This is a genomic window from Herminiimonas sp. Marseille-P9896, from assembly GCF_903993245.1.
In the GTDB taxonomy this organism is placed as follows: domain Bacteria; phylum Pseudomonadota; class Gammaproteobacteria; order Burkholderiales; family Burkholderiaceae_D; genus Oxalicibacterium; species Oxalicibacterium contaminans.
This window is the reverse complement of record NZ_CAJEVT010000003.1, coordinates 540,968-562,296: the sequence shown is the minus strand read 5'-3', so window position 1 is coordinate 562,296 and position 21,329 is coordinate 540,968. Positions and strand designations below refer to the sequence as shown.

Sequence of the window (21,329 nt, the reverse complement as noted above, 5' to 3'; positions counted from 1 at the left end):
ATGAAACTCGTCGCCACGCCATTGCTGCTCTGTATCGCACTCCTGCATCCGGTATGGGTGCAGGCGGCCGATACAACGCCATTCAGCTTCGGCGTGATCGCGAAACCGGTCAAGGCCAGTGATAGCGAAACCGTGTTGCGTGAAGCAATTACCGAGAGCGATGCCGACAACCTCGCCTTCGTGGTCGCCAGCGGCATCAAGGCAGCAGAAGAACCGTGTAGCGACAGTCTCTATCGCAACCGCAAGACACTGCTGGACAGCGCGAAGAATGGCGTAGTAGTCGCCGTCAGTGGCTATGACTGGACACGCTGCGTCAACAGCAAAAATCGTTTGATCGCAACAGACCGCATGAACCGTTTACGTGACCTGCTGTTCAGCGAGGATCTTTCACTCGGCGACAGCAAGATCCCATTGGTACGTCAGTCCACCATGCCGCAATTCCGCAGCTATGCCGAGAATATGCGCTGGCGTATCGGCGATGTAATGTTTGCCACCATCAATGTCCCGGCGAATAACAATAACTACCAGTATGCAGCCGGTCACAATACTGAATTCGAAGACCGCCAGACCGCGAATAGCGACTGGCTGAAACGACTGTTCATCACGGCAAAAATCGGCAAGGTCGATGGCGTGGTGATTTTTTGCGATGGCAATCCTTTGCTGCAGGCCGAACATTCATCGATGTTCTCTTCCGGCAAGCGTGAGGGTTTTGCTGATCTGAGACGCCAGATACTGGCTTTCGCCGACAAGTACCACGGCAAGATACTGATCGTGCACAGCGATTACAACACGCGCGCAACACCATCACCGAAAGGCATCAGCTGGCGCGGCAATATAGGCGCGTTGCGTGTAGAACCACCATGGCGCAAGATTCACGTCAATCCGGCGTCTGCTGACCTGTTCACACTAATCAATCCGATCACGGTACAAGCGGCGCGTCACTAAACGATATAGTGCGCGACCAATAAAAAACGGATGCCTCGGCATCCGTTTTTTATGCGCCCGTTTCACCGGACAGCAAATTCAGCTATTAGTGGATAGGATGGCTGCGGAAATGATCGCCGGCTTCGCCTTCGTCATCCTCGTCACCGTGGTGGTGACCATGTGCACCGTGTACATGCTCATGTGCAATTTCTTCTTCAGTCGCAGCGCGTACTTCGGTCACTTTCAAAGTGAAGCGCAGTGCCATGCCTGCCAACGGGTGATTGCCATCAAGCACAACCTTGTCGTCAGCGATGTCGGTCACGGTAAAGATCAGTGGTTGCTCATCTTCATCTTCCGCTTCCGGCGAACCTTCAAACTGCATGCCTACTTCCAGTGGTTCCGGCAGGCGGTTGCGTGGCTCGATCTTGACCAGGTTGGCATCGTATTCACCAAAAGCATCTTCAGGTTCAACCTGGATCGTATCTTCGAAGCCGGCTTCCTTGCCTTCGAGCGCTTCTTCGATCTTAGGCAGGGTATTTTCATAGCCGCCGTGCAGGTACACCATAGGCTCACGGCCTTCTTCAATCAAATCGCCTTGCGCGTCTGACAATTTGTATTCCACGGTCACGACCGTATTCTTGGCAATCTTCATGATGATCCTTTCATTAAATATGGCCGCAATTATACTCGCGCACCAAAGCTATGGCATGGCAACCTATATAATGGCGCCATGAAAAAACTGACCTTACTAGGCGGACTGACCGCCGCAGAATTCCTCCGCGACTACTGGCACAAAAAGCCATTATTGATCCGCCAGGCCATCCCCGATTTCCAGCCGCTGCTGACACGCGACGAACTGTTTGAGCTGGTGCAAAGCGAAGATGTCGAATCGCGTCTGATTACACATGTCAAACGGGTATGGAATATGGACAACGGCCCGTTTGAGAAGATGCCGCCGTTGACGCAAAAAGACTGGACTTTGTTGGTACAAGGCGTCAATTTGCATGACGAAGCGGTCGATGCACTAATGCGCGAATTCAGTTTTATCCCGGATGCCCGCCTGGATGACCTCATGATCAGCTATGCCACCGAAACAGGTGGCGTCGGCGCGCATTTCGACTCTTACGACGTGTTCCTGCTGCAAGCGCATGGCCACCGCCGCTGGCGCATAGGTGCACAAACCGACCTCACGCTGGTCGACGGCATGCCCTTGAAAATCCTGAAGAACTTCCAGCCCGAAGAAGAATTCATCCTCGCTCCCGGCGACATGCTCTACCTGCCACCGCAGTATGCGCACGAAGGTGTGGCAATGGACGAATGCATGACCTACTCTATCGGTTTCCGCGCGCCGTCCTATCAAGAGCTGGGTGAAGCCTTCCTGGAGTCTATGATAGACACCATAGACCTGCCGGGTCGCTATGCCGACCCTGATCTGAAGCCAGCCAAGCAGCCCGCGGAAATCAGCAGCGCAATGCTGTCGCGTATCGCCGCCGAATTGAACAAGGTGCGCTTTACGCAGGAAGACATCACACTCTTTGTCGGCGAGTATTTGTCCGAACCCAAAGCGCAGATCTACTTCGACGCACCGGAAGAAAACCTGACGCGTGCCCGCTTCCTGCAAAGTGCAAAGAAAAACGGCATCAAGCTTTCTCTGAAAAGTCTTATGCTGCATCGCAGCAATTATGTCTTCATTAACGGTACTTCGTTCGAAGTCGGAGACGAGGATTTGGCAGTTTTGAAAGAACTGGCGAATGTAAGATCGCTCAGTGGAACGCTTATCAGTTCGGCTTCTGCTGATGTCATCGATGCGCTGCACACATGGCACAAAGACGGCTGGTTACTGCTGGGATGATGACAAATCACGTCATAATCCATTCATATTTTGTTACAAACTAGCACTTACCAAAATGTAAAAGTGTTGTGTCACAAACAAAAAGAAGCGCTATAATTACCGGTTAGGAAGGTTTCGTTTCATCGCACCGCAACATTATGGTTCGAAATACTACGAAGCACCCTATAGAGCGATAATTACCGGTAATTATTCATCGCAAATTAATATCAACCTAGTTATTGAAAGATAATCATGACAAAATCCTTGCTGATCGCATCCCTGTTGGCTATTGCTTTGACCGCTTGCAGCAAAAAAGAAGAAGCTCCTGCAGCACCAGCAGCAACTGAAGCACCTGCAGCTGCTCCAGCAGCAGAAGCTCCAGCAGCACCAGCAGCAGCTCCAGCAGCAGAAGCTCCAGCTGCTCCAGCAACTGAAGCTCCAGCAGCTCCTGCAGCAGCTCCAGCTGAAGCACCAGCAGCTAAGTAATTAATCCAGTTTCTGGATGAGAAAGCCGACCCTCGGGTCGGTTTTTTTATGCCTGCAGCATTCGCGATTAAAGTCGCACTGAGGTGAGTTGCCTCATTTCCATCGCGGCACTCAGGGTAGCGTGACTTCCACCCAGCCAAAGCCCTCTTCCTGGCACGCAATCATTACTTCGGCGCGATCTGCCACCACCCCGGTCAAAGCCGCCCGCGCCAGTTCCGGCGTATTGTTTTTCAGGCTGAGATGCGCACCAACGATCCGCTGCAACCGTGACTTGTCCAGTGCTGCCAGAATCTCACCCGCCGCATGGTTCGACAGATGGCCGTACTCGCCGCCTATGCGCTGCTTGAGTGAAGGTGGGTAAGTGGAATTGATCAGCATTTGCCGGTCATGATTGCACTCCAGCATCAGGGCATCACAGGCGTCCAGCGCAGCTATCATATGCGCGGTGCCATGTCCGGCATCAGTCAGCACTCCCAGCCTGCTTGCGCCGTCACTGGCGACGTATTGCACCGGCTCACGGGCATCGTGCGGTACGGTATAAGGCGACAGCTCCAGGTCACCTATCGCAAAGCGCTCACTGTCACGACAGAAATGCAGCTGTACGCCGTCGCACTTATCATGCACCGCCTGGTAAGTACCATAAGTCAGCCAGACTGGCAGCTTGTGCCTGCGGGCGAACTTGAATACGCCACCTACATGGTCCTGGTGTTCGTGGGTAACGATGATGCCGGAAAGATCCGTCGGGAGCATCTGCAATCTGGCCAGACGTCTTTCGGTTTCCTTGATACCGAAGCCGCAATCCAGCATCAGCGTAGTACGCGAGCTGCCGGATTGGGTAGAAATGAGTAAAGCGTTTCCTTCACTGCCACTGCCGAGGCTGGCAAATTTCATGCGCAGGCCTCGTCAGCAGGCATTACTACAAATTACTTCAGTTGCTCGTTCAACAGGCTCAGGATACGTTCGCCTGTTTTCGACGATTCCAGCTTGCCGTCACTGTTCAGCACAGTGATCTGGCTGGTGTCGCCCGAGCTCTTGATGGCGACGCGATAGCGCGCTGCTGCTTTATCCTTCTCTGCCTTGGAAGAACCGAAGGTGAACAGATTGCCGAAGAAGCCTTTTTTCTCGGTGTTTTTCGCATCGTCGCCCTGGTCGACATAGCGTACGAAGTACAGACCCTGGCTGCGATCACGGTCTTCGACGGTGAAGCCGACGCGATCCAGTGCCAGGCCGACACGACGCCATGCACGTTCAAAGCTTTCGTCTACCTGCACGTAATTGCCGCTAGGTGCTTTCACCAGCTTGGCACGCGAAGATTGCGCTACCACGTTGGCAACAGCTGCCTTGGCACGCGTATCTTCAGCGCCCAGCGCAACCATCAGGCGCGACAGAAATTCTGCTTCCAGGTCAGGATCGGAAGCACGCGCAGTCCACACCGTGGTTTCCTTGTCGGTACCAGTCAGGACTTCTTCTGCGCCACGATGGCTGATGTAAATTTCGGTGGTACCGTTCGCACCGCGTTCCAGACGGGTACGGAACTTGTCACGCTCACCGGTCGAGTACAGCGAATCAAATACTTTGCCCAGGGTCGAGCGGATGAAGTCTTGCGGGATCTTGGCGCGGTTTTCAGCCCAGTCGGTTTCCATCACGCCGGATTGTGGTGCCTCCAGATTGATCAGGAAGCCGTTGTCCTGCCAGAAATCCTTGACCTTAGGCCACAGGACTTCAGGTGCCTGGTTGACGACCAGCCAGCGTTGCGAACCATCGCGCTCTACGCGGATATCGTTGAAAGCCTTGGGCGCGACAGTCGCGGCCTGCTCAGCCGGACGTGTCGTCTGTTGCGCGTTGTACGAAGAAGCAGTGGCAGTACCACGGTTTGCATCCGGCAAGGCGTAACGGTTTTCACGTTGCAACTGGGTCAGATCAGGAGGAATTTCCAGCGTAGGTGTCTTTTTCACCTCGCTTTTGTAGTCGATGCGTCCTGGCTCGAGGATCGAATTGATGGAGCTGCATCCAGCCAGACCACCAGTGAGCGCGAGCAGGTAAATCATTCCACGTTTTGCGAAGCTACTTTGAGCCATGTAAGAAATCTTCCGAGTAATTATGTTGAATACTTAAAAAGCTGGTTCAGCTGGCAACTTCGGCTGCGAACGCCACATCAAGGCTTATTGAGCGGGCTTATTGTAATACGCCCGATTCACGCAGCGCGGCACGCACTGTCTCGTGAAACTCTGCAGCCAGCGGCACGATAGGCAAACGCATGCCGGATGGAATCAAACCCATCTCAGCCATCGCCCATTTGACAGGTACCGGATTCGGTTCGATGAACAGCTTGGTGTGCAAAGGAATCATTTTGTTGTTGATTTCGACCGCTTCAGCAACGCGCTGGTTCACCGCTGCATCGCATAATTGATGCATTGCGCGTGGTGCGACGTTGGCAGTGACCGAAATATTGCCTTTGGCACCACAGAACATCAGGGCCATAGCCGTTGCATCGTCACCCGAATACACCGCGAAATCCTTGCGCACCAGGCGCAGCAATTCAGTGCCGCGACCGATGTTGCCGGTCGCATCCTTGACGCCGATGATGCCTGGTACTTTGGACAAACGCAGGATAGTGTCGTTCGACATATCCGCTACGGTACGGCCAGGGACGTTGTACAGGATCACAGGCAGGTCAACCGCTTCCGCGATTTTCTTGAAGTGCTGATACATACCCTCTTGGGTAGGACGGTTGTAATAAGGTACAACTTGCAGCGACGCATCCGCGCCTACATCCTTGGCGAACTGGGTCAGTTCAATGGCTTCAGAGGTCGAGTTACCACCGGTACCGGCGATGACAGGAACGCGCTTGGCGGTATGTTCTACAGTGACGCGGACCAGCTCGCAATGTTCTTCAACTGAGACTGTTGGCGATTCGCCGGTAGTACCGACGATCACGATGCCGTCAGTACCTTCTGCGATATGCCAATCAATCAATTTACGCAGGCCCGGAATATCGAGTGTACCGTCGGCGTGCATGGGAGTAACGATTGCGACTAAGCTGCCCTGAATCATAATAGTGTGTGAGCGAAAAAATTGGAGAATATTAGATTGTAGCGGATCGCCCGCTTATGTGGTGTGCTCTTGCAAAGAATAGAAGCTCAATTTAAGCGCAAATTAGTGGCTTTCAGACCCTTATTGGCCTTAATTAGGCAAATTCTTTGTACCATCGCCGGTTTGGGCTCATCCAGATACCCATCCTCATAAGCCACCACTTGCAGGTCATAAAGACGCGCAACTTCCAGCAATTCCCCATGCGCCAGCAGGAAGTCAGGATTGGACGGCTTGCCAAATTGCTCATTCCCCAGCGCGAAGGTTTCGTAAATCAGCACGCCCTGGTCCGCCAGGCTGGCGACCATGCTGCCCCAGAGTGGGCGATGCAGATAGTTGGTGACGACGATGCCAGCGAACCTGTCAGCGGCAAACGGCCAGGTTTTGGCAGGCTCTGCGGTCTCCAGATCGACTTGCATGGTTTGAATGCCAGAACCGGCAGCCAAAGCCAACGCTTCCTCATTCCGGTCGACTGCCAGTACCGGATGCCCGTGCTGCGCCAGCAGCCGACTATGACGCCCTGCTCCGCAAGCCAGATCCAAGACCTCGCCAGCCGGAATCAGCGGCGCAAAGCGAGTGACCCAGGCCGAAGCCTTGTCCATTGCATTATGTGCGTTAGTGCCTGGCATCTGCATCATCGATGGTTGTGACACGCGAACTCAGTTCAGTAAAAAAGTAATCGGGGAAATCAACAGCAGCAAACCGGTCTCGGCAATCGTCATGACCGGCACCATCCAGAAATGCAGCACCTTCAAAAAGACCAGCGCCAGCACGATGAAGAAACCATAGGGCTCCAACTGCGCAAACTTGTACGCATATTTATTCGGCAGCAGGCTGGTCATGATGCGACCACCGTCCAGCGGTGGAATCGGGAACAGATTAAACGCGAAAATCACCAGGTTGGTCAGGATACCGGCCTGCGCCATGCGCATCAGGAATTCTTCAGTCGAGCCGAAGGCATGCAGGAACACCGCCAGCAACATCCACATCAGTGCCATCACCAGGTTAGCCGCCGGCCCCGCCAGCGCAACGAAAGCCATCTGCTTCTTCGGATTGCGCAAATTGCCGAAGTTGACCGGCACCGGTTTCGCGTAACCAAACAGGAAAGGACTACCAGCGAAATACAGCACGATAGGTATCAGCAAGGTACCGATAGGATCGATGTGCTTGATCGGGTTCAGGCTCATGCGCCCTTGCGCGTAAGCAGTGGTGTCACCGAAGTATTTGGCAGCGTAGGCATGCGCAGCTTCATGCAAGGTAATCGCGAATACGATAGGCAATGCATAAACGGAAAAGGTTTGAATAAGATCGTTCATCGGCAGAATTTTATCAGAGGGGATGCCGTCGTTTATGACAACGGCGTAAGCAATCGGATATATACCCCCTCAGGACTAGCATGGCGGCATACAAGACGCGCCTGCCGGTCAGAGCCGACAAGCGCGAGGGGAAAGGTTAGAACGCATTTCACCAATATCCGTGAGATGCGTTCTCATTACAGACCAAACAGTGCAACATCGCCGCGCCCCTGGCGCTGCAATACAGGTTCACCGCTGGTCAGGTCGATCACGGTAGTCGGCTCAAAACTGCAGGCACCACCATCGATCACCAGGTCCACTACTTTGTTCAGGCGGTCACGTACCTCTTCCGGATCGGTCAGCGGCTCATCTTCACCCGGCAGGATCAGCGTGGTGCCCAGCAAAGGCTGCGCCAACTCTTCCAGCAAGGCATGCACGATACGGTTTTCCGGTACGCGCAAACCTATGGTTTTGCGCGATGGATGACTCAGGCGACGCGGCACTTCCTTGGTCGCTTCGAGGATGAAAGTATAAGCACCCGGCGTCGCCGCTTTCAGCAAACGGTACTGCTGATTATCCACTTTGGCGTACAGCGAAATCTCGCTCAGGTCGCGGCACAGCAGCGTCAGGTGATGCTTGTCATCGACATTACGTATGCGACGCAGGCGCGCCACGGCGTCCTTGTCGTCGAGATGACAAACCAGCGCGTAACAGGAATCAGTCGGCAAGGCGACAATGCCACCGTCCCGGATGATTTGCACCGCCTGGCTGATCAATCGCGCTTGCGGATTGTCAGGATGGATTTGAAAAAATTGGCTCATAAAATAATAAGGGCGGCGGCAGCTTTTTTAGCCACCGCCGCCGTGTCTTCCTTTGTTAAAGACTATCGCAGGTTACGCAACGCAGCAATACGATCTTCGATAGGCGGATGGCTGGAGAACAAGGCAGCGAATCCAGGCTTATCGTTGATACCCAGCGAAGCCAGACCTTCCGGCAAGCTGGTCGGCTCGATCCCGCCCAAACGTGCCAACGCTTTCATCATCGGTTGCGGGCTACCCAGCAATTTGGCAGCACCTGCATCCGCACGGTATTCACGATGACGCGAGAACCATGCAACGATCACCGAGGCAGCAATACCAAATACGATTTGCGACACAATGACGGTAATCGTATAACCGATGCCCTGGCTGTTATTGTTGTCGCGCGAAATCGCACGATCAACAAAGTAGCCAACCACACGCGACAGGAACACCACGAAAGTATTGACCACGCCTTGCACCAGCGTCATGGTCACCATGTCGCCATTGGCAACGTGAGCCACTTCATGTGCGAGCACAGCTTCCACTTCTTCCTTCGTCATGCTTTGCAGCAGACCGGTCGACACCGCAACCAGAGCGGAATCACGAAAAGCGCCAGTCGCGAATGCATTCGGTTCACCATCATAAACAGCGACCTCCGGCATGCGGATACCCGCACGCTGTGACAGCTTGCCGACGGTATCGACCAGCCACAATTCAGTGCTCGACGATGGCGCATCGATCACGCGCGCACCGGTCGACCACTTGGCCATCGGCTTGCTGATCAGCAGCGAGATGATGGAACCGGTAAAGCCAACCACCAGCGAGAACACCAGCAACATCGGCAGGTTCAGTCCAGCCTGCGAGATAAAGCGATCTACGCCCAGCAGCGACAGGACCACGGACATCACCGCGATAACTGCAATATTCGTCGCGATGAAGAGGAAAATACGTTTCATTCAATAGCCTCCAGAGGGGGTTAAGAGCGATTCCTAAATAAGACCGCAATCGAAAATTTCAATAGTGTAACTCACTGTTTTTAACGAAATCTTCACAAAATTTACCACCCCCAGTTATGCCACACCGGTTTTACACCTGTTGGCAGCGGCGGCAAGCCGCCCAGGTCAACGCGCGACTCGCCTGGACCATGAAAATCGGAACCACGCGAAGCGAGGAAATCATAGTCCCTGGCAACCTTCGCATAAAAATCATATTGATCGACAGTATGACTACCTGTCGTCACTTCGATTCCGACACCGCCGAAGGATTTAAATTCCTTAAACAAGGCGTCAAATGCGAGATCAGTAAATTTATAACGTCCCGGATGGGCGATCACGGCGATGCCTCCGGCGGCGCGTATCCAATCGACAGAATTCTGCAGGCTGGCCCAGCGATGCGGGACAAAACCCGGCTTGCCCTCGCCCAGGTAATTGGCAAAAACATCATGCAAGTTATCGCATAAACCCTGTTCGATGATGTAGCGCGCAAAGTGGGTACGCGAAATCAGGTCAGGATTATCAACGAATTTGAGTGCACCTTCATACGCACCTTTGATACCTATCTTTTCCAGTTGCGCGGCAATTTCACGCGCGCGTGGTTCACGCCCGCCACGGGTACTCGCCAGACCCTGCACCAGGGTTTCATTGGTTTCGTCGATTTGCAAACCGACGATATGCACGGTCTGTCCAGACCAGGTGATAGAGATTTCTACACCCGCGACAAACGGCAAATCGAGCGCAGCGGCAGCAGCACGTGCTTCTGCCAGGCCGCCGACTTCATCATGGTCTGTCATCGCCCATACATCGACGCCATTTGCCTTGGCACGTGCAGCCAGAGCCGTCGGCGTCAAGGTACCGTCAGAAAAGTTGGAGTGGCAATGTAGGTCAGCGTTTAACATGCAAATTCAATAGTTTTGCGCCAGCATGGGCGCATGTAAGGATTGTACGCGTGATAGCGGTGATTTGCTGCACAGCAAAAAGGAATAGGCGGCTTCAGACAAGGAATTGTTCCATTGCAGCAGCCAGCTGTTCCGGCTGATCATGCTGCAGCATATGCCCCGCATCATCGAGCAGGACGACAGTGGCATCGGCGATACAAGCAATCCGCTCATCGACCACCGCGCGCGGGTCAGCGCCAAAACGCGCCAGCAATTCACTCTGCTTGCCTTCCACCCATAAAACCGGGGCCGTAATCGCGCGCCAGCAAGCCTGCACTTCATCAATGCGATACAGATAAGGATTCGACAATCGATGCGCAGGATCAGCCTGCAACTCCCAACGTCCATCCTTATCCGGCGCTGCCCAATGGACAGATAAAAATGCCGCACGTTCATTATTCAGGCGCGGATTATTCTTCTGCAGGCGTCGCGCAACTTCTGCTGAACTGCCGTAGTCGCGTAACACGGGCGGTTCACGCAACTCATCCAGCCAGTTGGCAAAGCGTGCTGGCGCATCTTCGGCTCGCGTCGCCGGCATACCGAATCCTTCCAGCAAGATCAACCGCGCGATCCGTTCCGGCCGCACACCCGCATAAATACCAGCGACGTTCGCGCCCAGGCTATGCCCAACTAAATTGACGGACTGTTCCGGCGAATAATGCTGCAGGATGGCATCGAGGTCTGCCAGGTAATCGGGAAACCAGTAGTTACCGGCAGCATGATCGCTCAAACCAAAACCGCGCCAATCCGGTGCAATCACATGCCACTCGCCTTGCAGGCTATCGACCAGGAACTGGAACGAAGCCGACACATCCATCCAGCCGTGCAGCATGAACAGGACAGGCGCGTCAGGCTCGCCCCAATGCCGTATGTGGTATTGCAAACCGCGGATATTGATCCATTCCGAACGCGTAGACTTCATGCTGAATTCAATAAAAATTGTCGATAGAAATAGCTCTGTAAAACGAGCAACAAATACTGCAATTGATTACTAAGCATTTTACATTCCAGCCACTGTAAGGCTAAGCCCGCACGACTGCACGAGCGTAAACAAACAAAGCGCGCCGACAGCAGAACTGGCGGCGCGCTTGCTGGAAAAACTGCTTACTTGCTGGTGCTGTCTTTAGCGGAGTCTTGCATCTTCACGCCGACTTCTTCGACTTTTTTACCAGCCGCGTCTGTCATATTGGCAGCGCCCTGGCTAATGTCAGCCTTGGCTTTTTCTGCTTCGGCACTAACCTTCGCAGCTGCTTCATCTATTTTCTGCCCTGCCGCAGCTGCGGCCTGGTCTATCTTCTGGCCGGTGGTTTCCGCCGGGCCGCCACTGACTTCTTCTTTTTTCTGGCAGGCGGCCAATCCTGCGATCAACACACTAGCTGCGAGTAGCGAGATGAGAGTTTTGCTTGAATTCATGATTTTTCCCTTTTAGAAGTGATACGAAAAAGATGCCTCAAACCAAAATGCACTGGCAGAGAAACATCCCTACGCATTGCGATTATCGATACGACAATCTTTCCATCAGACTAAGAACGTTGAACCAAGTTTCCATTCATGCAGTAACAGGGTGTAACAAATGCAAACAACAGGTGAAGCGAAAATCTAGCGTGGCTCAGCTTGCAGCGCATCCAGCTCCGGCTCACTAAAACCGGCCGCCCGCCGTGCATCCAGATTGAATGGTCCGCGCAAAACAGGTGCTTTGTAGTGTACGGTCAAATCGGCATACGTTGTCACCGGATCAAGTCCACGCTCGTCACACAGCACTTTATACCAGTGATTGCCTATTGCCACGTGTCCTATCTCGTCGCGCAGGATGATATCCAGTATCTCTGCCGCAGCCTGGTCACCCGCCTGCGCCAGCTTGGCTCGGGTCAGCGGCGTGGCATCCAGCCCGCGCGCTTCCAGCGTACGCGGCACCAGCGCCATGCGCGCCAGGATATCGCTGCTGGTTTTGTCTGCCATTTCCCACATACTGTTGTGTGCGGGGAAATCACCATATTGATGACCCAATACCTGCAAATGTCCGGCCAGCAACGAGAAATGCAGCGCTTCCTCTCCTGCGACCTGCAGCCAGTCCGCATAATAAGCCGCCGGCATACCGACAAAGCGCCAGATTGCATCCAGCGCCAGGTTGATGGCATTGAACTCGATATGCGTCAGCGCATGGATTAACGCGGCGCGTCCCTCTGTCGTGCGCATGGAACGGTGTTTGACGAATTTGGGCGAGATCAGCTCGGGCAAGGCCGGGCGTCCCGGGATGCTCACTTGCGCCTGCAAAGAGGCGGCCGGACTCAGTCCGATTTGACCTGCCGCCCAGGATTTTGCCAATCCGATCACACCTGCGGCCTTGGCAGCGGCGTCGGTCTGCCCGGCCCAATACAGAGCCAGCGCGCGCAATTCATAGTTTGCGCCGGGCGTGGATTCGAGAATATGCATGTGAGTAACGTAAAATAGCGCTTTATTGGCGCAGCCAGGCTGGCTGCCATAATTCATTCGGCGCGGGACTTCCAATTCGGGAATACGACCCCAATTACGGAGATTGATCCGGCTACGGGACTTGTAGCCTGGTCAGGCACGATTAAAACCTTACTATTTTACTGACAACATGGCCATCTACCAATTAGGCGAGCACGTCCCTGACATAGCCACCAGCGCTTACGTGACGGATACCGCCACCGTAGTCGGACGCGTGACCATCAAGGACAACTCCAGCGTGTGGTTCCAGGTGGCCATACGTGGCGACAATGAAGACATCACCATCGGCCGTAACTGCAATCTGCAGGAAGGCGCGGTACTGCACGCAGACCCCGGCTTCCCGCTAACGCTGGCAGACAATGTCAGCGTCGGTCATCAGGCGATGATACATGGCTGCAGCATAGGTGAAGGCTCACTGGTTGGAATCCAGGCCATCATCCTGAACGGTGCCAAAATCGGCAAAAACTGCCTGGTCGGTGCGGGCGCACTGGTCACCGAAGGCAAGGAATTCCCGGATAACTCATTGATCATCGGCGCGCCTGCCCGCGCCATACGCACACTGAACGAGGCGGATGTCGCCAACTTGCAGCGCATCGCAAACAGCTATGTAGAGCGTGCGCGTGAATTTAAAGATAAATTGAAACGGATAGGATAAGCATGACCGATACACTACAAAAATTCATGTTCGAAAACACTGCGGTACGCGGTGAGCTGGTCGATGTTTCAGAGACATGGAAACATGTACAGGCCCGACGTGAATATCCTGCTGCGGTAAAAACCATACTCGGCGAAATGCTGTCGGCTGCTGCACTTTTGTCTGCCAACCTAAAATTCAATGGTGCCATCGTGATGCAAATCCACGGTGACGGCCCGCTGCGTTTGCTGGTAGTCGAATGCGACTCCGACCTGAATATGCGCGCCACCGCAAAGTTGGCTGACTCTGCAGTCATCGCCGACGACACCACCCTGACGCAGCTGGTCAACCAGAACGGCAGCGGTCGCTTTGTCATTACACTGGACCCGAAAGACAAACTGCCAGGCCAGCAGGCCTACCAGGGCATCGTGCCGCTGGATGGCGAGTCGGTTGCGACTGTCATCGAAAATTATATGATGCGTTCGGAACAGCTGGATACCCGCCTGTGGCTGGCAGCTGATGGCAATGTCTCACGTGGCTTGCTGCTGCAGAAATTGCCTGGCGAAGGCGGCATCAAATCGGCCAGCGGCGAAGAGATGGAACCATGGGATCGCTCTGTCATGCTGGCATCCACGCTGCGCACCGAGGAGCTGTTGTCGACTGATATCGAAACCGTGATGCGTCGCCTGTTCTGGGAAGAAGACATACGCATTTTCGATCCCAAGCATCCACACTTCCTGTGCAGCTGCACACGTGAAAAAGTCGGCTCCATGCTGAAAATGCTGGGCCAGGCGGAAGTGGAAACGGCGTTGGAAGAAATGGGAAAACTGGCGATAGACTGCGACTTCTGCGGTCAGCACTATGAGTTTGACCCGGTCGATTGCGCACAACTGTTCGTGAGCGAAGCACCGGTCGAAACACTGATCCCGGCCAGCCCGAGCAAGCACTAAAGCCAGCTATATGGTGCGTGTCCTGCGACACGCATCATTCAACGTTTTTCTTTGGGTTCTACGACAGGCGGGGGAATCGAAACGAAGGTGGACTTCTTGTTAGGATCAAGAATCTGCACGAAGACTTCGTTTTCCTTGATCATGCCCAACTCGTAACGGGCGCGTTCTTCAACGGCGCCGGTACCTTCCTTCAAATCCTGTACTTCGGAATTCAGTTTGGCGTTACGCGCCTTGAGCTCGTCATTCTTTTTCTGTGCTGCGACCACCTGGTGATCGAGGTCCCACACGCGCAGCCAACCGCCCTTCCCCAGCCACAGCGGGAATTGGATCAGCACTACCAGCGCTGCGAGACAAAGAATAATGAGACGCATCAGACATCTACAAGGAAATTCCGGTCATACAGCAAGGCTGCATGACCGGATCATGCTTACTTCAAATTGTAGAATGCACCGCGGCCTGGATAGCTCGCGATATCACCCAGATCTTCTTCTATGCGCAACAATTGGTTGTACTTCGCCATACGATCCGAACGCGACATCGAGCCGGTTTTGATCTGCAGCGAATTGGTACCAACTGCGATATCTGCAATGGTCGAATCTTCGGTTTCGCCCGAGCGATGCGAGATCACAGCGGTGTAACCTGCACGTTTCGCCATTTCAATCGCAGCGAAAGTTTCGGTCAGGGTACCGATCTGGTTGATCTTGATCAGGATCGAGTTGGCGATGTTTTTCTGGATGCCTTCACGCAGGATCTTGGTGTTGGTCACAAACAAATCGTCGCCAACCAATTGCACTTTTTTACCCAATGCATTGGTCAGTGTTGCCCAGCCCTCCCAATCGTTTTCAGCCATGCCGTCTTCGATCGAGATGATAGGGTATTTGTCGCACCAGGTGCCCAGCAGGTTGGTGAAATCAGCGCTCGACAAGGTCATGCCTTCGCCGGACAGATTGTATTTACCATCCTTGTAGAATTCGCTGGCAGCGCAATCCAGGCCCAACGCGATTTGCGTGCCTGGCTCGTAGCCGGCTTGTTCGATTGCTTGCAAGATCAGTTTGATCGCTGCTTCGTGGTTTTCCACCGAAGGAGCGAAACCACCTTCATCGCCTACCGAAGTTGGCAAGCCTTTGTCATTGATGATTTTTTTCAGGGTGTGGAACACTTCCGCACCGTAGCGGATCGCTTCGCGGAAGCTAGGCGCACCGACTGGAATAATCATGAATTCTTGCAAATCCAGATTGTTGTTTGCGTGGGCACCGCCGTTGATGACGTTCATCATAGGCACAGGCATTTGCATCGCGCCCGAACCACCGAAGTAGCGGTACAGTGGCAAGCCGGATTCTTCAGCGGCTGCCTTGGCAACTGCCATCGACACTGCCAGGGTCGCGTTTGCGCCCAGGCGTGATTTGCTTTCGGTACCGTCGAGGTCGATCAGGGTACGGTCGAGGAAAGCCTGTTCATTGGCATCCAGACCCATGATCGCTTCGGAGATTTCGGTGTTGATGTTCTCACATGCCTTCAACACGCCCTTGCCGAAATAACGGCTCTTGTCGCCATCGCGCAATTCGATTGCTTCGCGCGAACCGGTCGACGCGCCGGACGGTACGGCCGCACGGCCCATGACACCGGATTCCAGCAAGACATCGCATTCAACGGTCGGATTGCCGCGTGAATCAATTACTTCGCGACCAATGATGTCAACAATTGCACTCATCTAATTCTCCTAAATTACAAATTCTTTTAACGTTTGTATGAATATGGAAGCTGCTTCGATACTCTGCAGGGTTTAATCCCCTTTACTTCTTGGCCTGCCCTGCATGTTTGTGTGCCAGCGCCGCCTTGATGAACGAGATGAACAACGGATGTCCGTCACGCGGGGTTGACTTGAACTCAGGGTGGTACTGCACGCCGACATACCAAGGATGCGCGGTACGTGGCAATTCCATGATTTCACACAGGGACTCGGTTGGGGTACGCGCCGAAACAATCAGGCCCGCATCTTCAACACGACCAAGATAATGGTTATTTGCTTCATAGCGATGACGGTGACGCTCGGTCACTTCATTGCCATAGATTTCTGCTGCCAGCGTACCCGGCTTGACTGCACAGGTTTGCGCGCCGAGGCGCATGGTGCCGCCGAGATCAGAATTGGCATCACGACGCTCTACTTTGCCGTCATGGTTTTGCCATTCATTGATCAGTGCGACCACTGGCTGTTCGGTATCCGGATCAAACTCGGTCGAGTTCGCCTTGGTCAGGCCTGCTACATCGCGTGCATATTCAATCAGCGCGACTTGCATGCCGAGGCAGATGCCGAGGTAAGGGATTTTGCTTTCGCGGGCAAAACGAGCGGACGCAATCTTGCCTTCCACACCGCGTTTGCCGAAGCCGCCAGGTACCAGGATCGCATCGTACTTGGCCAGGCATTGCGGGCCGGTCGCTTCGATTTCTTCCGAATCCAGGTATTCGATATTGACGCGGCTTTCGGTATGGATACCGGCGTGACGCAGCGCTTCGGTCAGCGATTTGTACGACTCGGTCAGGTCGACGTATTTGCCGACCATACCGATGGTGACGCTGTCCTTTGGATTTTCCAGTGCGTGCACCAGCTTGGTCCAGATCGACAGATCAGCTGGTTTCGGCGACAAGGCGAGTTTTTCGCAAACGATGCGATCCAGGCCCTGGTCGTGCAGCATTTGTGGAATCTTGTAAATCGTATCGGCATCCCAAACCGAGATAACCGCGTCTTCCTGCACGTTAGAGAACAGCGAAATCTTTGCACGCTCGTCGTCCGGAATCTGGCGATCCGCGCGGCACAGCAAGGCGTCTGGCGAAATACCGATTTCACGCAGTTTTTGCACGCTGTGCTGGGTCGGTTTGGTTTTCAGTTCACCGGCAGACGCCAGGTAAGGAACCAGGGTCAGGTGTACGAATGCAGCGGCATTACGGCCAGCACGCAAGCTCAACTGACGGGCAGCTTCAAGGAAAGGCAGCGATTCGATATCGCCGACCGTACCACCGATTTCCACCAGAGCAACATCAAAACCTTCAGCGCCACGATAGATGTAATCCTGGATCTCGTTGGTGATGTGCGGAATAACCTGTACTGTCTTGCCCAGATACTCACCGCGACGTTCCTTGCGGATTACGGATTCATAAATCTGGCCAGTCGTAAAGTTATTCACCTTGCGCATCTTGGCAGTGATGAAGCGTTCATAGTGACCGAGATCAAGATCGGTCTCAGCGCCGTCTTCAGTAACGAAGACTTCACCGTGCTGGAACGGACTCATCGTGCCTGGATCAACGTTGATATACGGATCGAGCTTGAGAAGAGTGACTTTGAGGCCGCGCGATTCGAGGATCGCAGCGAGAGAGGCGGCGGCTATCCCTTTACCCAGGGAAGACACAACGCCGCCAGTGACGAATACAAACTTGGTCATTACAGAAGGTGCCGAACGGCACATGCGGGAAATTCAAATTATACCGCAAACCCACCTGGTTCTTCGAGGTTTTCAGATGAATTTAAAGCCGGTGAAACAAATTCCCCGGTTTCCATCCGGCCGCATGCAAGCTCGCATCGGCAAAACCTTGTGGCATAAGGCTTTCCGTCAAAACCGCCAAAAGTACAAAAATCACAACGCCGCCGGAACGCCCTGTCAACGCCCGTACCAGTAGCGCGCATGTTCGCTGCGATAGTCACTTACCTGCATCTGCTGGGCAAAGCGCAGGCTGATCGCGCCGGTATCATCGCTGCGCAAACGCGAGATCCCCAGCGCTCCGTAGCGATCGTAGACTTCCTGCTTCGGATGGCGGTAACGGTTGCGATAGCCAACCTGGAATACCGCGTATTGCGGATCAACGGCACGCAAAAATGGCTCAGTCGAAGAAGTACCACTGCCATGGTGCGGTGCCAGCAATATATGGGCACGCAAATTATCGCCCTGGTTTGCGACCAGCTCAGCTTCCTGCCGCGCCTCTATATCACCCGGCAACAGGACTGCATACTCACCCACGCTGATCTTCAACGTACAACTGCGCGCATTCGGCTTCCACTTGCTGCTGTCATAGCTCTCTGGTGACGGGTGTAAAACTTCAAAGCGCGCCCCATCCCACTCCCAGGCCTGCCCGGCCGTACAACGCTGGTGCGATGGCGCGGCACTGACTATCGGATGGTCGAGCGGCAAGGAACTCGACAGCTGCGCAACTTCTATTTCCTTCAGGATGGATAAAGCGCCGCCTGAATGATCATTATCGCTATGCGAAATCATCACAGCGTCGAGCCGATTAATCCCGCGCGCGTGCAGATAAGGCAGGATCACGCGATTACCGCCATCCGATTCCGGCGAGTAAACGGGGCCGGTATCGTAGAGCAGGCGATGTTTTTCCGTTTCCACCAGTAAGGCCATACCCTGCCCCACATCAAAGGCCGTCACCCACATTTCACCAGCACGCGGATGAGTGGCAGTATTGAGCAGCAAAGGCAGCCAGGCGAACGCGCCCAGATAACGCACCGGCCAGCCGCGTGGCGCCAGCATCCACAGAGTGCCGAACAAGGCCAGCCCAAACATCCACCAGCCTGGAATCGGTACCGTCCAGACCGCCAGTTGCCAGCTACTCATCCAGCCCAGCAATTGCGCCAGCATCTCAACCAGGAAATGCGCTGACACTAAACACCAGGCAGACAAAGGCGCGGGCAATACACTGCCTGCAAGTGCCAGCGGCGTCACAAAGAAACTAACCAGTGGTATCGCCACTGCATTCGCAATCGGGCTGACCAGCGAAGCTTGGCCAAACAAGAGGACGGTGAATGGAACCAGCCCTAGCGTCACTGCGTATTGCGTCAAGCCGGCATTCTTCAAACCGACACGCCAGCGTGCGCCAGCGGACTGACTCGGTGGCCGCGCGCGTCCTACGCTGACGTAGAGGATCACCGCGACAGCACCAAACGATAACCAGAAGCCTGGCCCCAGCACCGCCCACGGATCAAGCAAGACCACCACGCCCAGCGCCACACACAATACATAAGAGACGTTGGTAATCCGACCGTGCCACAAGGCCAGTGCCACCACCGTCAGCATATACAGCGTACGCTGTGCAGGTACACCAGCACCGGCCAGCAAGACATACACCAGCGCCGCCAGGCCACCTGCCAATGCCGCGGCTTTTTGCGCAGGTAAAAACAAAGGCAGTCGTGCCGAGGTGAAAAAAGAACGCCGCCACAATGCAAAGACCAGACCGGCAAACATGGCCGCGATCATGGTGATGTGCAAACCAGAAATGGAAATCAGGTGCGAAACACCGGTTCGGTTAAATACGGCCCAATCCGATTGACTGATCGCACGCTGATCCCCCACCACCAACGCCACAATCACACCCGCGTAAGGCTTGCCCTCCAGCGTTCGTTCTATACGCGAGCGCAACCAGCCGCGACCGCGTTCAACCACATTGTTGAAGCTAAACACAAATGGAGAGAGTCGCTGATTCTTGAGCTCGGCTTTTTGATCCGGACGCACATAGCCGGTGGCACGGATATTTTGCTCCAGCAACCAACGCTCGTAATCAAAGCCATATGGATTCGCATTGCCATGCGGACGCTTCAGTCGCAGCGTCAGTTGCCAGCGCTCACCGGCATGTATCTCGCTGACCGGCGTCGCATCGGCCGGATTGAAGGAGGTGTACCAGGACAAAGCCAGCTTGCCGGGTATAGTCGGCACCACACCATCTACTGGCAACACGTCTTCCACCGCAAAATTAAAGCGCACGCCACGCTCAAAATAATTCGGCAGGCTGGCAACAGTACCTATCACGGTAATGTCCCGGCCTTCCAGCTCCTTCGGCAATTCATGCGATAAATAAAATTGCGCGAACAAGGCCGCCCAGACGAAACCCAGCGCCGTGCCGAATAACACGAACAAGGGCGTTCTGAATTTCTTCAGGATGGAGTACCGCGCCAGCGCAATCAATGCACAGGCTGCAATCAGGAGCAGCAGGATGGTGAAGTATTGTGGCAGCGTAGCGCACGTTTGCAGCCAGGCCGCACCCAAGACAAAGCCAAGGATTGCACTACGCATGCCGACCAGGAATTAGATAAAGCTGCCCAGCCGCGGCATCACGGCAAGCGCATTGGCGGTCGTCTGGTGTGCGACCTCATCCAGTGGAAGTTCACGCAATTCAGCCAATACCTGGCCTATACGCGGCAATTGCCCAGGACTATTGCGTTCAGGGTGCAGCCAGGCCGGTGAAATATCGGGTGCATCGGTTTCCAGCACGATGGCTTCGATCGGCAAGGTAGCCGCCATGCGTCGGATTTGCAGCGCACGGGTAAATGTCATCGCGCCGCCAAAGCCGAGTTTGAAATTCAGTGAGATGAAGGTTTCAGCTTGCTGGAAGCTACCATTGAATGCATGGGCAATGCCGCCGACCACTTTGATGCGACGCAAGTATTTCAGGATGCTGTCTTGCGAACGCCGCACATGCAGCAGTACTGGCAAGTCAAAGTCGCGCGCAATCTTGAGTTGCTCTGCATAAAAGAATTCCTGCTTCTCACGCATCTCCGGCGTGGTCAGCATAGGCACAAAGAAATCCAGGCCTATCTCGCCCAAAGCAACAAAACGGGGATCGTTCATGGCCGCAGCCACTGTCTCGCGCAAGAGAGCGAGATCACTTTCCTCGGCCTGCGGCACATAGATGGGATGGATGCCGAGGGCGTAACTGCAATTGGCATGCTTGCGTGCCAGCTCGGCCACCGTCACGAAGTTATCGCGCGCAACCGCCGGGATCACGATCATGCCGACCTCGCTTTGCGCCGCTTCGACTGCAATGGCGTCTTCAACACCTGCAAACTCGGCCGCATCCAGATGACAGTGTGTATCTACCCACATATCAACTATGCGCAATCAGATGATGGCAATGCAAAT

22 protein-coding genes are annotated in these 21,329 nt (G+C 54.4%); 5 read left to right on the top strand and 17 right to left on the bottom strand.

The genetic code is table 11. The features are described from left to right. Positions 1–945 carry a hypothetical protein gene (locus H7U06_RS12925; RefSeq protein WP_175626545.1) on the top strand — a complete coding sequence of 315 codons (945 nt, stop codon included), beginning with the start codon at positions 1–3 and terminating at the stop codon, positions 943–945. An 85-nt stretch (positions 946–1,030) separates the two neighbouring features. Here H7U06_RS12925 and H7U06_RS12920 read toward each other — a convergent pair whose 3' ends face one another. Beyond that, entirely contained in the window at positions 1,031–1,576 is a 546-nt protein-coding gene (locus tag H7U06_RS12920; protein ID WP_175626544.1) for a peptidylprolyl isomerase, read from the bottom strand. Between the two features lie 78 nt (positions 1,577–1,654). On the opposite strand from H7U06_RS12920, the gene H7U06_RS12915 reads away from it, so the two are divergent. After that, positions 1,655–2,776, top strand: coding sequence for a cupin domain-containing protein (locus H7U06_RS12915; RefSeq protein WP_175626543.1), 1,122 nt, complete (start codon positions 1,655–1,657; stop codon positions 2,774–2,776). 231 nt (positions 2,777–3,007) lie between these two features. Further along, on the top strand, positions 3,008–3,241 hold the full coding sequence (locus tag H7U06_RS16390; RefSeq protein WP_124575193.1) for a hypothetical protein: 234 nt from the start codon (positions 3,008–3,010) through the stop codon (positions 3,239–3,241). Between the two features lie 111 nt (positions 3,242–3,352). Here H7U06_RS16390 and H7U06_RS12905 read toward each other — a convergent pair whose 3' ends face one another. The 11 genes from H7U06_RS12905 to H7U06_RS12855 all read right to left on the bottom strand — a co-directional run bounded on the left by H7U06_RS12905 (position 3,353) and on the right by H7U06_RS12855 (position 12,792). After that, a complete protein-coding gene (locus H7U06_RS12905; protein WP_175626541.1) occupies positions 3,353–4,132 on the bottom strand; it encodes an MBL fold metallo-hydrolase in 780 nt (259 codons plus the stop codon). Between the two features lie 32 nt (positions 4,133–4,164). Next, on the bottom strand, positions 4,165–5,289 hold the full coding sequence (gene bamC, locus H7U06_RS12900; protein WP_254873240.1) for an outer membrane protein assembly factor BamC: 1,125 nt from the start codon (positions 5,287–5,289) through the stop codon (positions 4,165–4,167). A gap of 127 nt (positions 5,290–5,416) precedes the next feature. Beyond that, positions 5,417–6,295 carry a 4-hydroxy-tetrahydrodipicolinate synthase gene (gene dapA / locus H7U06_RS12895; protein ID WP_175626539.1) on the bottom strand — a complete coding sequence of 293 codons (879 nt, stop codon included), beginning with the start codon at positions 6,293–6,295 and terminating at the stop codon, positions 5,417–5,419. An 86-nt stretch (positions 6,296–6,381) separates the two neighbouring features. Further along, on the bottom strand, positions 6,382–6,960 hold the full coding sequence (locus H7U06_RS12890; protein WP_175626859.1) for a bifunctional 2-polyprenyl-6-hydroxyphenol methylase/3-demethylubiquinol 3-O-methyltransferase UbiG: 579 nt from the start codon (positions 6,958–6,960) through the stop codon (positions 6,382–6,384). Between the two features lie 30 nt (positions 6,961–6,990). Further along, entirely contained in the window at positions 6,991–7,647 is a 657-nt protein-coding gene (locus H7U06_RS12885; RefSeq protein ID WP_175626538.1) for a site-2 protease family protein, read from the bottom strand. Between the two features lie 176 nt (positions 7,648–7,823). Next, positions 7,824–8,447 carry an L-threonylcarbamoyladenylate synthase gene (locus H7U06_RS12880; RefSeq protein WP_175626537.1) on the bottom strand — a complete coding sequence of 208 codons (624 nt, stop codon included), beginning with the start codon at positions 8,445–8,447 and terminating at the stop codon, positions 7,824–7,826. Between the two features lie 62 nt (positions 8,448–8,509). Then, positions 8,510–9,382, bottom strand: a complete 873-nt coding sequence (gene htpX, locus H7U06_RS12875) for a protease HtpX (protein ID WP_175626536.1) — start codon at positions 9,380–9,382, stop codon at positions 8,510–8,512. Between the two features lie 101 nt (positions 9,383–9,483). Then, complete coding sequence (locus tag H7U06_RS12870; protein WP_175626535.1) at positions 9,484–10,320, bottom strand: 3',5'-nucleoside bisphosphate phosphatase; 837 nt, start codon at positions 10,318–10,320, stop codon at positions 9,484–9,486. Positions 10,321–10,414: 94 nt separating this feature from the next. Continuing rightward, positions 10,415–11,281 (bottom strand): alpha/beta fold hydrolase, encoded by an 867-nt coding sequence (locus H7U06_RS12865; protein WP_175626534.1) that lies wholly within the window; start codon positions 11,279–11,281, stop codon positions 10,415–10,417. Positions 11,282–11,463: 182 nt separating this feature from the next. Continuing rightward, on the bottom strand, positions 11,464–11,772 hold the full coding sequence (locus tag H7U06_RS12860) for a hypothetical protein (RefSeq protein WP_175626533.1): 309 nt from the start codon (positions 11,770–11,772) through the stop codon (positions 11,464–11,466). Positions 11,773–11,958: 186 nt separating this feature from the next. After that, positions 11,959–12,792 (bottom strand): ferritin-like domain-containing protein, encoded by an 834-nt coding sequence (locus tag H7U06_RS12855; RefSeq protein WP_175626532.1) that lies wholly within the window; start codon positions 12,790–12,792, stop codon positions 11,959–11,961. 169 nt (positions 12,793–12,961) lie between these two features. Between H7U06_RS12855 and H7U06_RS12850 the strand changes: the two genes are divergently transcribed. After that, positions 12,962–13,486: a gamma carbonic anhydrase family protein gene (locus H7U06_RS12850; RefSeq protein ID WP_175626531.1), complete on the top strand. Its 525-nt coding sequence runs from the start codon at positions 12,962–12,964 to the stop codon at positions 13,484–13,486. A 2-nt stretch (positions 13,487–13,488) separates the two neighbouring features. Beyond that, positions 13,489–14,415 (top strand): Hsp33 family molecular chaperone HslO, encoded by a 927-nt coding sequence (gene hslO / locus H7U06_RS12845; protein ID WP_175626530.1) that lies wholly within the window; start codon positions 13,489–13,491, stop codon positions 14,413–14,415. 38 nt (positions 14,416–14,453) lie between these two features. Here the strand turns inward: hslO and ftsB are convergent, their stop codons facing one another. From ftsB to H7U06_RS12820, 5 genes are all read right to left on the bottom strand, one after another. Next, positions 14,454–14,786: a cell division protein FtsB gene (ftsB, locus tag H7U06_RS12840; RefSeq protein WP_012079128.1), complete on the bottom strand. Its 333-nt coding sequence runs from the start codon at positions 14,784–14,786 to the stop codon at positions 14,454–14,456. A 56-nt stretch (positions 14,787–14,842) separates the two neighbouring features. Further along, positions 14,843–16,126 carry a phosphopyruvate hydratase gene (gene eno, locus H7U06_RS12835; RefSeq protein ID WP_124575206.1) on the bottom strand — a complete coding sequence of 428 codons (1,284 nt, stop codon included), beginning with the start codon at positions 16,124–16,126 and terminating at the stop codon, positions 14,843–14,845. An 82-nt stretch (positions 16,127–16,208) separates the two neighbouring features. Then, positions 16,209–17,852: a CTP synthase gene (locus H7U06_RS12830; RefSeq protein WP_175626529.1), complete on the bottom strand. Its 1,644-nt coding sequence runs from the start codon at positions 17,850–17,852 to the stop codon at positions 16,209–16,211. Between the two features lie 216 nt (positions 17,853–18,068). After that, the gene (locus tag H7U06_RS12825) at positions 18,069–20,483 is read right to left on the bottom strand and encodes a DNA internalization-related competence protein ComEC/Rec2 (RefSeq protein ID WP_175626528.1); all 2,415 of its coding nucleotides are present in this window, start codon (positions 20,481–20,483) and stop codon (positions 18,069–18,071) included. Between the two features lie 12 nt (positions 20,484–20,495). Further along, positions 20,496–21,293, bottom strand: a complete 798-nt coding sequence (locus tag H7U06_RS12820; RefSeq protein ID WP_175626527.1) for a TatD family hydrolase — start codon at positions 21,291–21,293, stop codon at positions 20,496–20,498. Between the last annotated feature and the right edge of the window lie 36 nt (positions 21,294–21,329).